At 59.5% G+C, this 12,974-nt stretch carries 15 protein-coding genes and 1 tRNA gene; 9 read left to right on the top strand and 7 right to left on the bottom strand.

The genetic code is table 11. From position 1 onward, the window contains the following. The first annotated feature begins 68 nt into the window (after nt 1-68). From MOP87_RS12160 to hcnC, 4 genes are all read left to right on the top strand, one after another. Complete coding sequence (locus MOP87_RS12160; protein WP_242809559.1) at nt 69-764, top strand: lipopolysaccharide kinase InaA family protein; 696 nt, start codon at nt 69-71, stop codon at nt 762-764. A 210-nt stretch (nt 765-974) separates the two neighbouring features. Beyond that, complete coding sequence (hcnA, locus tag MOP87_RS12155) at nt 975-1,280, top strand: cyanide-forming glycine dehydrogenase subunit HcnA (RefSeq protein ID WP_033736522.1); 306 nt, start codon at nt 975-977, stop codon at nt 1,278-1,280. Next, complete coding sequence (gene hcnB, locus MOP87_RS12150) at nt 1,277-2,671, top strand: cyanide-forming glycine dehydrogenase subunit HcnB (protein WP_028686448.1); 1,395 nt, start codon at nt 1,277-1,279, stop codon at nt 2,669-2,671. The genes hcnA and hcnB overlap by 4 nt, the downstream gene beginning before the upstream one ends. A gap of 1 nt (nt 2,672) precedes the next feature. Further along, complete coding sequence (gene hcnC / locus MOP87_RS12145) at nt 2,673-3,911, top strand: cyanide-forming glycine dehydrogenase subunit HcnC (protein ID WP_027916126.1); 1,239 nt, start codon at nt 2,673-2,675, stop codon at nt 3,909-3,911. A 123-nt stretch (nt 3,912-4,034) separates the two neighbouring features. On the opposite strand, the gene MOP87_RS12140 is transcribed toward hcnC, so the two are convergent. From MOP87_RS12140 to MOP87_RS12120, 5 genes are all read right to left on the bottom strand, one after another. Next, entirely contained in the window at nt 4,035-4,469 is a 435-nt protein-coding gene (locus MOP87_RS12140) for an N-acetyltransferase (RefSeq protein ID WP_145279793.1), read from the bottom strand. 69 nt (nt 4,470-4,538) lie between these two features. Further along, on the bottom strand, nt 4,539-5,579 hold the full coding sequence (locus tag MOP87_RS12135; RefSeq protein ID WP_028686447.1) for a methionine synthase: 1,041 nt from the start codon (nt 5,577-5,579) through the stop codon (nt 4,539-4,541). 27 nt (nt 5,580-5,606) lie between these two features. Beyond that, entirely contained in the window at nt 5,607-6,593 is a 987-nt protein-coding gene (locus MOP87_RS12130; RefSeq protein ID WP_027916124.1) for a DUF1852 domain-containing protein, read from the bottom strand. 129 nt (nt 6,594-6,722) lie between these two features. Then, nucleotides 6,723-6,959 (bottom strand): hypothetical protein, encoded by a 237-nt coding sequence (locus tag MOP87_RS12125; RefSeq protein WP_080992835.1) that lies wholly within the window; start codon nt 6,957-6,959, stop codon nt 6,723-6,725. A gap of 35 nt (nt 6,960-6,994) precedes the next feature. Next, the gene (locus tag MOP87_RS12120; protein ID WP_027916123.1) at nt 6,995-7,216 is read right to left on the bottom strand and encodes a hypothetical protein; all 222 of its coding nucleotides are present in this window, start codon (nt 7,214-7,216) and stop codon (nt 6,995-6,997) included. Between the two features lie 367 nt (nt 7,217-7,583). On the opposite strand from MOP87_RS12120, the gene MOP87_RS12115 reads away from it, so the two are divergent. Beyond that, nucleotides 7,584-7,817 (top strand): hypothetical protein, encoded by a 234-nt coding sequence (locus tag MOP87_RS12115; RefSeq protein WP_027916122.1) that lies wholly within the window; start codon nt 7,584-7,586, stop codon nt 7,815-7,817. A gap of 99 nt (nt 7,818-7,916) precedes the next feature. Here MOP87_RS12115 and adhP read toward each other — a convergent pair whose 3' ends face one another. Beyond that, entirely contained in the window at nt 7,917-8,927 is a 1,011-nt protein-coding gene (adhP, locus tag MOP87_RS12110; RefSeq protein ID WP_028686444.1) for an alcohol dehydrogenase AdhP, read from the bottom strand. Between the two features lie 432 nt (nt 8,928-9,359). Between adhP and MOP87_RS12105 the strand changes: the two genes are divergently transcribed. After that, the gene (locus MOP87_RS12105) at nt 9,360-9,548 is read left to right on the top strand and encodes a hypothetical protein (RefSeq protein ID WP_027916120.1); all 189 of its coding nucleotides are present in this window, start codon (nt 9,360-9,362) and stop codon (nt 9,546-9,548) included. 59 nt (nt 9,549-9,607) lie between these two features. On the opposite strand, the gene MOP87_RS12100 is transcribed toward MOP87_RS12105, so the two are convergent. Next, a tRNA-Leu gene (locus MOP87_RS12100) sits at nt 9,608-9,692 on the bottom strand. A gap of 290 nt (nt 9,693-9,982) precedes the next feature. Between MOP87_RS12100 and MOP87_RS12095 the strand changes: the two genes are divergently transcribed. Genes MOP87_RS12095 through MOP87_RS12085 form a run of 3 tightly spaced genes read left to right on the top strand, consistent with a single transcriptional unit; the run spans nt 9,983 to nt 12,958 of the window. Further along, nucleotides 9,983-11,137, top strand: coding sequence for a PAS domain S-box protein (locus MOP87_RS12095; protein WP_027916119.1), 1,155 nt, complete (start codon nt 9,983-9,985; stop codon nt 11,135-11,137). A gap of 10 nt (nt 11,138-11,147) precedes the next feature. Beyond that, entirely contained in the window at nt 11,148-12,593 is a 1,446-nt protein-coding gene (locus MOP87_RS12090) for an ATPase domain-containing protein (protein WP_242809557.1), read from the top strand. An 11-nt stretch (nt 12,594-12,604) separates the two neighbouring features. Further along, entirely contained in the window at nt 12,605-12,958 is a 354-nt protein-coding gene (locus MOP87_RS12085) for a response regulator (RefSeq protein ID WP_027916117.1), read from the top strand. Nucleotides 12,959-12,974: the final 16 nt, after the last annotated feature.

Genomic DNA, 12,974 nt, shown 5'->3' with positions numbered 1-12,974 from the left:
TTTCTTTCAGATTTGGCTGATATATTTCGCCCCTTGCCGCAGTGTGGCTCAATATTCAGCAGGTTTTAATGAAACACGTTAGCGCGTCTGGCCATGAGGCCTCTCACCCGCCGGTGCAGGCCATTCTGAGTGCTCCTGGGGTGTGGGTAGAGCCGCCGAATATCCGCAGGGGCGGTGAGAGCGGTGTATTGAAGGTCGAGCTCGACGGCTTCACGTTCTACAAGAAGCAGCAGGTCGGCCATATCTACCGTAGCCTTGTGCACCCGTTCGGCTATCCGACAGTGGCCCGTGAGGCCAAGGCGCTGCGTGCCGCTGCCGCGCTGGGCGTCGCTACGCCATTGCTGCTGCACAGCGACGTCCACAAGCAGGACGGTGAGTGGCGTGCGGTGATGGTCACGGCAGCGCTGGACGGTTATGTATCGCTTGAAGACTTTTACCTCCAAGGCCTGGACAAGACCATCGAGCCCAAGCTACACCACGACATGCTTGAAGCGTATGGGCGTGCACTGGCCACGCTGAACCTTGGCCGCTGGCAGCATGGTTGCCTGTACTTGAAGCATGTGTTCGTCGCCTTCGACGAGTCGGGCATCAAGATCGCGTTGCTGGATTTCGAGAAAGCCAGGCAGCGGCTGACCGCAATGAAAGCCAGCCGCCACGACCTACGACAGGTCAAGCGCAGGTCTGACTGGGCAACGGCCGAGTGGGAGGCGTTTTGCAAAGGTTATCGGCAGGTGTTCGGCAGGGATGTGGAGCGATTCCTCTGACGGCATGTGAAGTGTCGGGGCTGCGAAGCGTTGATTGCGGCGGCAATAGGCGGCTTCGCTTACAAACGTTCTTCACCAGGTAGAGGGCTTGCTTGCAGCGCTCAAAAAGGGCTGTAAAAAAGCTTTAAAACCCCGTCTCAGGTCAATTTTCTGGCCTGACGCCTCCCGTAGTCTGTCTGTCTTTCAATCACGGAAGGCAGACGACATTTCATGGAACGAACCCTCGATATACAGCCACTCTCGGCTGAACAAATCCCCCTGTCCATCAACGGCACGGCCGTGACTGCCGCCCCGGGCGAAACTGTTCTAAGTGTGCTCAACGCCGTGGGCGTGCGTCAGCTCGCCCTCAACGACCATGGCCAGGTCAGCGGCGCTTTCTGCGGCATGGGCGTATGCCATTGCTGCCTGGTCGCTATCGATGGACGCCCCAAGCGGCGCGCCTGTCAGACGCTGGTGCGGGCCGGCATGCGCGTCGAAACCCAAGTCAATCCGATTGTCGGGGAGGCGCGGGTATGAGCGGGCATCCAGTCATTGTCGGAGGGGGGTCGGCGGGGATGGCTGCCGCCATCGAGTTGGTGGACGCGGGCGTGCGCTGCACGCTGATCGACGAGGCATCGCGCCCCGGCGGGGTGGTCTATCGTGGCCCGCTGCGCGCAGGTGTCGACCTGGGCTACCTGGGCGCTCGCTACAGCAAGGCTCTGGGTAAACTGCACACCGACTTCGCCGCCCGTGCGCAGTCTATCGACCTGCGGCTCAATAGCCGTGTCGTGGGCGGTGATGACCATAGCCTGGTAGTACTCGACGAGCAGGAACAGTTGCAGTCGCTGGCCTTCGAGCAACTGATCCTGGCAGCCGGTTGCCATGAGCGCAATGTGCCGTTCCCGGGCTGGACCCTGCCGGGCGTCATGCTGCTCGGCGGGTTGCAGCTGCAGATCAAAAGTAACGTGGTCAAGCCATTGGGTACGACCCTGATCGCTGGTACAGGCCCGTTACTGCCGTTGGTTGCCTGTCAGTTGCACGCCGCCGGTGCCAAGGTGGCGGGGGTGTACGAGGCCTGTGCGTTCAACCGTATCGCACGCCAGAGCCTGGCGCTGATGAACAAGCCCCAGTTGTTCCTCGACGGCCTGAGCATGCTGGCCTACCTGAAGCTGCACGGCATTCCCATGCACTATGGCTGGGGCGTGGTCGAGGCGCGGGGCGAAGGTGAGTTGACCGAAGTCAGCGTGGCGCCCTACGACGATGCCTGGAAAGCGGACATGACCCATGTGCGTCGCGAGTCGGTGCAGACGCTGGCGGTAGGCTACGGCTTCATCCCGCGTACGCAGCTTAGCCAGCAATTAGGGCTTGCCCATGGTTACAGCACCGATGGCTACCTGCGCGCCGAGTGCAACGTATGGCAGCAAAGCAGCCTGGAGCATATTCACCTGGCAGGCGACATGGCCGGCATACGCGGAGGGGAGGCAGCAATGCTGACCGGACGCATCGCGGCTGTGTCAATTCTGCAGCAGCGTGGCGTGCTGAACGCTGCGCAGGCCATTGAACGGCGCGAGCGTTACCTGGGCCAGTTGGCAAGCATCAAGCGTTTTCGCTCTGGCGTCGAGCGCTATACCGCGCGGGGGCCAGCACAGGTCGAGCTGCCACAGGCTGACACGGTGATTTGCCGCTGTGAGCAGGTGACGCGCGAGGCCATCGACCTGGCATTGGAGCAGGGGGTTCAGGATATGGCCGGGCTGAAGATGCGCACGCGGGTGAGCATGGGGGACTGCCAGGGACGCATGTGCGTGGGCTATTGCAGCGATCGCCTGCGCGCCGCGACGGGGCGTGCTGACGTAGGCTGGTTGCGGCCGCGATTCCCGGTAGACCCGGTACCGTTTTCGGCATTCAAGCACGCAGGCACGGAGGCCTGACATGAACAAGACCTATGACATCGTGATTGCCGGTGCTGGTGTAATCGGCGCGTCCTGCGCGTACCAGCTGTCCAAGCGCGGCAACCTGCGCATTGCCCTGATCGACGACAAGCGGCCCGGCAATGCCACACGTGCTTCGGCAGGCGGGCTGTGGGCCATCGGCGAATCGGTGGGCCTGGGCTGCGGGGTGATTTTCTTTCGCATGCTGTCTTCCCAGGCCAAGCGCCAAGCTCACGGTGCGGCGGTGGCCGTGGACTCGAGCACCCCGCACATCCTGCCGCAATGTTTCTTCGATCTGGCGTTGCAGTCCAATGCGCTTTATCCGCAATTGCACCAGGAGCTGATCGAGCGCCACGGGATGGACTTCAAGTTCGAGCGCACTGGACTCAAGTACGTGATCCAGGACGATGAGGATCAGCTTTACGCCGAGCACATCGTCAAGCACATCCCTCATCTGCAGTCACAGATCCGCTGGCTGGACCGCCAGGCACTTCGCAAGGCGGAGCCATCGGTCACCGAAAACGCGCACGGTGCGCTGGAGTTTCTCTGCGACCACCAGCTCAGCCCGTTTCGCCTGGGGGACGCCTACATGGAAGGCGCACGGCAAAATGGCGTCGACTTGTATCTCAACACGCGTGTCACTGGCGTGTTGCATCAGGGCGGACGCATCAAAGGGGTTCGTACCGAACAGGCCGGTGACTTCCATTGCGACACCCTGATCAATGCGGCCGGCGCCTGGGCTGCCGAATTGAGTGAGTGGGCCACGGGCACGTCCATCCCCGTCAAACCTGTCAAGGGGCAGATCGTGTTGACCGAGCGCCTACCCAAGCTGCTTGATGGGTGCATCACCACCAGTGACTGCTACATGGCGCAAAAGGACAATGGGGAGATTCTCATCGGGAGCACCACCGAGGAGAAAGGCTTCGATGTCACCACGACTTTCCCGGAGATCAGCAGCCTGGTCCAGGGCGCCATACGCTGCGTCCCGGCACTCGAACAGGTCAACCTCAAGCGTACCTGGGCCGGCCTGCGGCCAGGCTCGCCCGATGAGCTACCCATCCTCGGGCCCGTGGATGAGATGCCGGGTTATTTCAACGCCTGCGGGCATTTCCGCACCGGGGTGCTGACCTCGGCAATCACGGGGGTAATGCTGGACAAGGTGGTCCACGAGGAGGCTTTGCCATTGGACATCACCCCGTTTCTGGCGCAGCGGTTCAGCAAGGTGGCGCTGCCGGCGTGAGAGGGCCTGGCGGGCCGTGTGAAAGCGGCTCGCCAGGCTGTGCATCAGGCAATGCGTCAAGGTGTGCTGATCGATTTGGCCATGGCAAAGGGTGCGGCAGGCGGTAGGGCGCACGCTATCGGTTCAGGCGGTCGCCGCCAGCCACTGAAGGGTCAGCTCAGTGGCGCCGGTGTGTTCATCTTCGCCGTGGGCCACGATTGAAAAGCCAGAACGTTGATAGAACGCGACCGCGCTTTCGTTGGCGCTGTAGACCTTCAGTACCAGGCGCGCCGAGCGTTGCTTGGCGTAGTCAAGCAGGCGGCTACCGATGCCCATGCCTTGTGACGCAGGCGCGACGAATAGCGCAGCAACCGTTTCCCCTTGCAGGGAAATGAAGCCTTCGACAGTGGCGTGCTGCTCGAAGACGAACGTTTCTGAAGCGGGAAGGTAGACGGTCCGCATCGCGTCGAGCTGGCCTTCCCAAAAGGCGCGGGGCACGAAGTGGTGAGCTTGGACTGACGCATCCAGCCAGATCTGCAGTACTGCATCGGTATCCGGCAACTCATAGGGGCGTAGCATGTCATGACCTCCTGTTCGACGCGGCAGGACCCTAAGCGACCCGCACATCTAATGCAAGCTGACGTGCGCTCATGGCCCTTTTGCACCCGACAATTCCTGCCGCACGATTGCAGCGCCTGCTGTCAGTGCGCGCAATTTGCCTTGGGCAACCGAGCGGGGCAGGGGCGCCATGCCGCAATTGGTGCATGGGTAGAGCTTGTCGGCGTCCACGAATGCCAGCGCCTTGCGCAGCGTATCGGCAACGGCCTCGGGTGTTTCGATAGCGTGCGTGGCCACATCGATTGCGCCGACCATGACTTTCTTGCCGCGGATCAACTCGATAAGGTCCATGGGTACGCGTGAGTTCTGGCATTCCAACGACACGATGTCGATACTCGATTGCTGAAGTTTGGGAAACGCCTTTTCATACTGGCGCCATTCGGCACCCAGGGTTTTCTTCCAGTCAGTGTTGGCCTTGATCCCGTAGCCGTAGCAGATATGCACTGCTGTCTCGCATTTGAGGCCTTCCAACGCCCGCTCGAGCGTGGCGATGCCCCAGTCGTTCACTTCATCGAAGAACACGTTGAAGGCGGGTTCGTCGAACTGGATGATGTCGACACCTGCAGCTTCCAGCTCTCTGGCTTCCTGGTTGAGCAGCACGGCAAACTCCCATGCGAGCTTTTCGCGGCTCTTGTAGTGGCTGTCGTAAAGCGTGTCGATCATGGTCATGGGCCCTGGGAGCGCCCACTTGATAGGCTGTCGAGTCTGCGCGCGCAAGAACCTGGCATCGTCGACGAACACGGGCTTGCGCCTGGCCACGGTACCTACCACTGTCGGAACGCTGGCGTCGTAGCGATCACGGATGCGCACAGTCTGCCGGTTCTCGAAGTCCACGCCGCTCAGGTGCTCGATGAACGTGGTCACGAAATGTTGACGCGTCTGTTCGCCGTCACTGACGATGTCTATCCCGGCGCTCGACTGTTCGTGCAGCGCCAGGCACAGTGCGTCCTGCTTGCCTTCGAGCAAGGCATCGCCGTGCAGTTTCCAAGGTGACCAGAGGGTTTCGGGCTGAGCCAGCCAGGTCGGCTTGGGCAAGCTGCCAGCGGTAGAGGTGGGGAGCAATGTGTTCATGAAATTCGACCTTGTGCGAGGAGGCGATCAACCTGCGAAGTGTGCAGACCATTGTTCGAGCAGCGTGTGGTAAGGCTTGATGAAGTGGGCCTCAGCGAACGTTCCTTGTTCAACGGCCAAACGGCTGCGCTCTACACGGTCGTAAACAATGCGCGTCAAAGAGTAGTCTTCGTGTTGCAGGCTAGGCTGATACGTGGCGCCGGCCGTTGCATTGGCGTTATAAATTTCGGGACGATAGATTTTCTGAAAGGTTTCCATCGTGCTCAAGCTGCTGATCAGTTCCAATGAGGTGTAGTCATTGAGCAAGTCGCCCGAACAGTACAAGGCCAGCGGCGCCCGGCTGCCTGCAGGCATGAAATAACGAACACGCAAGCCCATTTGCTTGAAATAAGCATCGGTCAATGAATAGTCATCCTGCCGGTACTCTTGGCCCAACACGGGGTGGTCATGCCCCGTGCGCTGATAGGTTCTGCTACTTGACACGCTCAGGCAAATGACCGGTGGCTTGATAAAGTGTTGCTGGTAAACCGATGAGCCCACAAACCCTTTGAAAAGTTTACCGTGCAGCACGCCAAAATCGGCAGGGGCACTGAAGTCCGGGCGGTGGACGTTATAGGCGGGCAGCACGATGCTGAAATCGTAATCGCGCACATAGGACGAAAAGTTGTTGCCGGCTATGCCCGGCAAACGCTGGCCGGTGTGATGATCAATGACGGCAGTGGACAGTATTTCGATCAAGGGCAGCGGCGTATGCGTGACCTCGGTTGTAAAGTGAATGTACACCGATACGATATCCAGCTCTACGGTGTAGCGGTCACCGGCAGGGTTGTCCCAGTGGGCCAGCGCGTTGAAGCGATTATTGATCATGCTCAGTGTGTGGCGAAGGTTCTGTTCGCGAAGTGAACCCCTTGCCAAGTTGGCAAAGTTGGTGGTCAGCCGCGTGTTTTCGCACGGGCAATAATGTTCGTCAAATCGCGTGCGTTTGAGCGAGTAGGTAATGGCTTGATGCGTCATGAGTATTGAGGTCCACTCGTTGAGTCTGTCCCTGTAAAGTGGGGGTCATCTTAGAGTGAGCGCACAGGTATCCCTACTGAATTGATTTCAGCACAGGATCAAGAGGACTCATGAAGCCAGGCGCACGCGTCAGCCTTCAGGAAGGCTGACGCCACAGACAAAGTCATTCGAGCCCAGGCGATGAGCGCCATATTCCACCACATACCCACTCCCTCGACGTTGGGCTTCGATGTGGGCCGTACGCTGGTCAGCGTAGACGTCGACAAAATGCCACGGATGACGATCTCTCAACACGCCCCAGCCCAGTACCCACCCTGGCTTGTGTGGATCAGCAGGCAGGTTCCTCTTAAGACTACGGATACTCATTCGAGACTCCCGTGGCGACCGGTTAACGCGTTGGCTCAACAGGTGTAGAGGATGGTGTATGACGCATCGCACCTGGGTACGATCACGACGGGTTTTTCGAACAACTGGTTGCCGTGAATGGTCGTCGTGAAGTGCGCCTTCTCCAGGCGTGCCCAGAGGCCCAGATCATGTATTTCAATGCGCGTAGCAACACGAGCTTGATGGCTGAGTTCGTGTTGGATGCGCGTTACAACATCACTCGCTTCTTCTTCTGTCATGACGATTACTCCGGTTGAGCAGAAACGTCCACGTCCCATAGAACCTGGACCTTGAACGGGGACTCCTGTGTAAGTAGAGCGCAATACTTCGCTGTTGGTGACCTTCTCCGACGAACGTAGCAGCGCCTTGATAACTGTTCGAGGCGCGTGGAGATCATGGCTGATGTGGGGGCGGGGACAGATAAACACAGCAGGGACTGCTAGTCTCAAGGTACCTGTTGATCGCTTTGGCTGAACCTCGCGCGGCAGTGGGGGTCATCAAGTAAGAGACCCACGATTTATTGCGTTTTGCGTTGCCAGTTTCTGAAAGGTTGGCTCGCTATGATCAGGCTCATCAGGTGAACACCTTCCGCAAAGGAGTCAGGCAATGGACTATTCCAGTATGGTCGAATCTTTGAACAAGATGCTCAAGGCGGCATCGGACGAGCGTGAGCATGCGCAGGCTTGTGCAAAGGCCAAGGACGCCTGTGAGAAACCGCGTGCAGAAGTGGAGGAAGCCGAGGTCATGGCGCAGCTGCCAGGATCTCAGGTCTGGGTCTATGAAGGGCGCAGCAGAAAAGCGACGACGTCGGCCTATGCGGTGCGAGGTCATGGCCGTTGAGCACGGCGCTCAGCGGTCTGCAGCCACCCTTGCAGTGGCTGGCGACCCCGATGAACAGGGCCGCTGCCCGCTGCACACAGCTTGAGTGAAGGGCCTCGTTCAGCCCTCGAACTGGATCACCATCCGGCCCTTGATGCGGCCATCGAGCATTTCTTCGAAGATCTGATTGATGTCCTCGATGGGGCGCAGGCTGACCTTCGGCACCACCTTGCCTTCGGCAGCAAATTGAAAGGCCTCTTGCAGGTCCTGGCGCGTGCCCACCAGCGAACCGATGACCTCAATGCCATCGAGCACCAAGCGCGGGATATTCAGGTTCATCGCTTCTGACGGTAGCCCCACGGCCACCAGCCGCCCACCGGCACGCAGAGCATCGACGGCCGAATCGAAGGCGCCCTTGGCCACGGCGGTAACCACAGCGGCATGGGCGCCACCGGTCTGGGCCTGGATGACCTTGGCAGCATCCTGGCTGGAGGGGTTGATGGTAAGATCGGCTCCCATTTCAGTCGCGAAGCGCAGTTGCTCTTCGTTGACATCAATCGCAATGACCTTGGCGTTGAAGACGTTCTTGGCGTACTGCAGTGCCAGGTTGCCCAGCCCGCCGAGGCCGTAGATTGCGATCCACTGGCCGGGACGAATGTTGGACGTCTTGACTGCCTTGTACGTGGTCACGCCTGCGCAGGTGATACTGCTGGCCGCAGCGGACGATAGCCCTTCCGGTACCTTTACCGAGTAGTCGGCCTTGACGATACAGGCCTCCGCCATGCCACCGTCTACGGTGTAACCGGCGTTCTTGACCTGCCGGCACAGCGTTTCATTGCCGCTGGTGCAATACTCGCAGTGGCCGCAGCCCTCATAGAACCAGGCCACGCTGGCGCGGTCGCCCGGTTTGAGGGACGTTACGCCAGGACCGACGTCCTGCACCACGCCAATGCCTTCATGGCCCAGCACAACACCCGTCTTGTCGCCGAAGTCACCGTTCTTGACGTGCAAATCAGTGTGGCAAACGCCGCAACACTGCATTTTCAGCAGGGCCTCGCCGTATTCGAGAGGGCGAACATGTTTTTCGACCACCTCAACGCGACCGCCTGGGGCTACGACAGCAGCTTTCATACGAACCTCCGTGTCTATTCGGTTGACTTGAAGCTAGCCCATGCAGAATAGCGCCCGCTTGCAAGTGGAAAACTGCCGCAGGTCATAGGAAGGCGGTGGCGTTGAGGACGGCGACAAAAAGAAAAGCCCGCGGCAAGAATGCGGCGGGCTGCAAGAACATACGGAGCACGGTCAGAGTGCCAAGGCGAATGTGATCATTTCGTGAAGAGAAGGTGATGGGTACGTCGTACGTGAAGAAAATGTGCGACTGGGCAGTGGCAGGCCCTGCTGACCGACAAAAAAATGCCCGCCAGGAACGAGCGGGCCAACAACGTCTTGAAGGGAGAACTCCTACGTTGAACGCAGGGCGTTAACCTGGGATTAAGTCACTGCGGCGTTGACCGCAGAAGCCGTTGAGCCTATACAGGCGTGCGACTTGAATTGAGGCTCATTATGCGCGACGACGACCTGCACGAACCTGAGCATGATCATTTGCTGGATCATGAATTTCATGATGAACAAGACGCGCTCGAGCCGGATGCCCATGGGGCGCAAGACGAGATCGAGATGCCATCGCTTGACGCGCTGGAAGAAGAAGAGCGCGATCATCCTGCGTGGTTCGACGACTGCGAGGATGAGTGATGGCGGGCCAGCAAAAGACAGGCAACAAAAAAGGCGCCTTGGGCGCCTTCTTCAGGATGTGGTGCGAGTGGCGGGACTCGAACCCGCAAGGCTCACGCCGACAGATTTTAAGTCTGCTGTGTATACCAATTCCACCACACTCGCACGCTTGAAAGGGCCACGGGGGCCGGCTTACTTCAGACAGAAGGGCTGTGCAATCAAGGCGGCTTTATAACCCACCGTTATAGCAGAGTCAACCTTGGCTGCCATATTCCGCACATCGCATCCCATCACACCTGGCCGATTGACAGTGTCATGAGCTTGGCCCAATGTTAGCCAAGTCACTGGATGTGATGGTCGGGCCGACGACTGCGCAATGAAGGTGAACAGCGTGCGTCAAGGTCTGAGCTCTAGCCGTTTGGATGATGTTCACCTGCCGTGCCGATGGAGCTCGCATGGTTTCAACTGATTGCCAGGTCAATTCAGATATGCCTGCTCATCGTTACGAGCAATTGGTCCAGTCGGTGGTGGACTACGCCATCTACATGCTCGATACCACCGGCCATATCGCCTCGTGGAATGCGGGCGCCCAGAGGATCAAGGGCTATAGCGCCGATGAAGTGGTGGGGCGTCATTTTTCCCTGTTCTTCACGCCTGAAGACTGCGCCGAAGGCAAGCCTGAGCAGTTGTTGCGTCAAGCGCTCGAACAGGGGGTGTCGCGGCATGAAGGGTGGCGCCAGCGCAAAGACGGCACGCGCTTCTGGGCATTGGTGGCCCTCGATGTGGTTCGCGATGACCAAGGCCAGGTCGTCGGGCTTGCCAAGGTCACGCGGGACATTACCGACCGCCGCGAGTCAGCGATGCAACTGGACGCCGTCAGAGCGCAGCTGTTCGAGGCTCAGAAGCTCGAGGCGCTGGGTCAGTTGACCGGTGGCCTGGCACATGATTTCAACAACCTGCTGACCATTATCCTCAGCTCTGCACGCTTGGCCCTTGCCGCCCCGGACCCAGAGCGCGTTCAGCGCATGCTGCACAACATTCTGGAAGCTGGCCAGCGCGGCACCGACCTGACCCGTCAGCTGCTCAGCTTTGCGCGTCATCGCAAGCTCGAGGTGACCTGTATAGAGCCGGCCAAACTGATCGACGCCACCCATGGATTGCTTGTTCACGCACTGCCCAGTTCGGTCACACTGGATGCGCGAGTGCAGCCCGATCTTCCCATCATCGAAGTGGATGCTGGTCAGTTGCAAATGGTGTTGCTCAACCTGCTGTTCAATGCCCGGGATGCCATCGCCGAGGAAGGCCGCATCGTGCTGACCGTCGAAGCGGTGTCGCTGACAGGTGAGGTCGATGGCCTGCACGGCCACTTCGTGTGCTTCGAGGTGCAAGACAGCGGCGAGGGCATGGCGGCGGAGGTACAGCCACGTATTTTCGAACCCTTTTTCACCACTAAACCCTTCGGTCAGGGCACCGGCCTGGGCCTGAGCCAGGTGTACGGATTTGCCAGGCAAAGCGGCGGTGCCATCAGCGTGCAAAGCGAGCTGGGGGTCGGCACGTGCATGCGGCTGTATTTACCCGTTCATTCAAGCCAGCCAGTTACCGAGCCGTGAGGGGCACAGCATGACTCAGACACTCAAGCGATTGTTGACAGGTATCGACGGGCTCGATGCCCTGCTCAAAGGTGGGTTGGTGGCGGGTGCGTCGTACATCGTGCAGGGCCCACCTGGCGCAGGCAAGACTATTCTGGCCAACCAACTGGCCTGCGAGCATGTGCGCAAGGGGGGCCGGGCGCTGGTGGCAACGTTGCTCAGCGAGTCCCATGAGCGGCTATTTCAATACTTGGGCACGCTGGACTTCTTCGACCCCTCGATGGTCGGCGATCAGATCCAGTTTGTCAGCGCCTTCGACACCCTGGAGCACGATGGCCTTGATGCCGTGGTCAGGTTGCTGAGGCAGGAGATCAGTCGACACAAGGCCAGCCTCCTCATCGTCGATGGCGTACTCAATGCCCGCCTACGTGCCGAAACATCGCTCGATACCAAAAAATTCGTCTCAGCGCTGCAAGGTCATGCGGCCTTTGCTGGCTGCACCGTACTGTTGTTGACCAGTGCGCGGCTCGAAGAAGGCAGCCCTGAACACACGATGGTCGACGGCGTGATCGAACTGGGTGAGCAGATGATGGGTAGCCGCGCCGTTCGTACGATTCAGTTGCGCAAGACACGTGGCAGTGGAGCCTTGTCCGGGCGTCACGAGTGCCTGATCGACGATACCGGTGTGAGGGTGTTTCCGCGTCTGGAGTCGTTGTTCGCCAAGCCCAGTGCGCCCGCTAGTGCAGTTGCATCCCGGATCAGCAGTGGTGTGTCGACGCTCGACGACATGCTCGATGGCGGACTGTCCTGCGCCTCTGTAACGCTTCTGATCGGCCCGTCGGGCATTGGCAAGACCTCGCTTGGCATGGCGTTTCTGGCGGCCAGCACACCCCAGGCGCCCGGCTTGCATTTCGGTTTCTACGAATCACCCGATCGCCTGCGCATCAAGGCGGCTTCGCTGGGGTACGACTTTGCAGCCATGGAACAGACCCAGAGCTTGACACTGTGCTGGGAGCCTTGTACGCAGGTGCTGCTGGACCAGCTGGGTGCGCGCTTGATCGAACAGGTGCAGGCAACCGGGGCCAAGCGAGTCCTTATCGACAGCCTGGGCGCGTGGAGCCGCCTGTCCACGGAACCTGACCGTCTGAATGCCTTTTTTCGCGCGTTGACCGGAGAGCTGCGCAATCGAGAGGTGAGTGTGATGCTGACCTGGGAAATGCGCGATATCTTTGGTGCGGAGATCACTGCGCCAGCGCCCGATTTATCAAGCATCGTCGACAACCTGGTGTTGATGCGATTCGTTGAGCACGACGGCACCTTGCGCCGAATGCTCTCCATCCTGAAAGTACGCGACAGTGCTCACGACGCGTCTTTGCATGAGCTTGTAATCGCATCGTCTGGGATCTCACTGCGTAGAGCGTTCGAAGGCACCAGCGGGGCCCTTTCTGGCACAGCTGTGCCGCAAGGGAGCCTTTAGGTTTCTCTTACATGAAGACTGTGCTGATCGTCGACGACGAATACCTGATAGCCGAGATCTTGGGTTTTGCCCTGGAAGACGAAGGGTATGCGATCGAAAAGGCGAGTAACGGCCAGAAAGCGCTGGAGGTACTCAAACGCGTACAGGTGCAGTTGGTCATCACCGACTACATGATGCCCGTGCTCAATGGTCAGGAGCTGGTACGTGCCATGCGGGCAGATCCTGCCTTGCGAACGCTGCCGGTCATCCTCATGAGCGGCGCCCAGGCCAGCGAGGGATGCCCGACATTATTCGCGGCAGTGTTCGACAAGCCATTCGACATGGGCGAGATGATTGCGACCGTGCGTGGCCTACTGAAGGGCTAAGGCTGTGGGCGCATCC

Source organism: Pseudomonas sp. I3-I5, from assembly GCF_022699445.1.
Taxonomy (GTDB): domain Bacteria; phylum Pseudomonadota; class Gammaproteobacteria; order Pseudomonadales; family Pseudomonadaceae; genus Aquipseudomonas; species Aquipseudomonas fulva.
This window is presented reverse-complemented; position numbering and strand designations above follow the sequence as displayed.

What these genes read in the sequence shown, in the direction of transcription:
- hcnA (WP_033736522.1), top strand. Translation starts at nt 975, where the DNA reads ATGGAACGAACCCTCGATATACAGCCACTCTCGGCTGAACAAATCCCC.
- MOP87_RS12085 (WP_027916117.1), top strand. Translation starts at nt 12,605, where the DNA reads ATGAAGACTGTGCTGATCGTCGACGACGAATACCTGATAGCCGAGATC.
- MOP87_RS12095 (WP_027916119.1), top strand. Translation starts at nt 9,983, where the DNA reads ATGGTTTCAACTGATTGCCAGGTCAATTCAGATATGCCTGCTCATCGT.
- MOP87_RS12140 (WP_145279793.1), bottom strand. Translation starts at nt 4,469, where the DNA reads ATGCTACGCCCCTATGAGTTGCCGGATACCGATGCAGTACTGCAGATC.
- MOP87_RS12160 (WP_242809559.1), top strand. Translation starts at nt 69, where the DNA reads ATGAAACACGTTAGCGCGTCTGGCCATGAGGCCTCTCACCCGCCGGTG.
- hcnB (WP_028686448.1), top strand. Translation starts at nt 1,277, where the DNA reads ATGAGCGGGCATCCAGTCATTGTCGGAGGGGGGTCGGCGGGGATGGCT.
- MOP87_RS12135 (WP_028686447.1), bottom strand. Translation starts at nt 5,579, where the DNA reads ATGAACACATTGCTCCCCACCTCTACCGCTGGCAGCTTGCCCAAGCCG.
- MOP87_RS12130 (WP_027916124.1), bottom strand. Translation starts at nt 6,593, where the DNA reads ATGACGCATCAAGCCATTACCTACTCGCTCAAACGCACGCGATTTGAC.
- MOP87_RS12115 (WP_027916122.1), top strand. Translation starts at nt 7,584, where the DNA reads ATGGACTATTCCAGTATGGTCGAATCTTTGAACAAGATGCTCAAGGCG.
- MOP87_RS12120 (WP_027916123.1), bottom strand. Translation starts at nt 7,216, where the DNA reads ATGACAGAAGAAGAAGCGAGTGATGTTGTAACGCGCATCCAACACGAA.
- MOP87_RS12125 (WP_080992835.1), bottom strand. Translation starts at nt 6,959, where the DNA reads ATGAGTATCCGTAGTCTTAAGAGGAACCTGCCTGCTGATCCACACAAG.
- MOP87_RS12090 (WP_242809557.1), top strand. Translation starts at nt 11,148, where the DNA reads ATGACTCAGACACTCAAGCGATTGTTGACAGGTATCGACGGGCTCGAT.
- MOP87_RS12105 (WP_027916120.1), top strand. Translation starts at nt 9,360, where the DNA reads ATGCGCGACGACGACCTGCACGAACCTGAGCATGATCATTTGCTGGAT.
- hcnC (WP_027916126.1), top strand. Translation starts at nt 2,673, where the DNA reads ATGAACAAGACCTATGACATCGTGATTGCCGGTGCTGGTGTAATCGGC.
- adhP (WP_028686444.1), bottom strand. Translation starts at nt 8,927, where the DNA reads ATGAAAGCTGCTGTCGTAGCCCCAGGCGGTCGCGTTGAGGTGGTCGAA.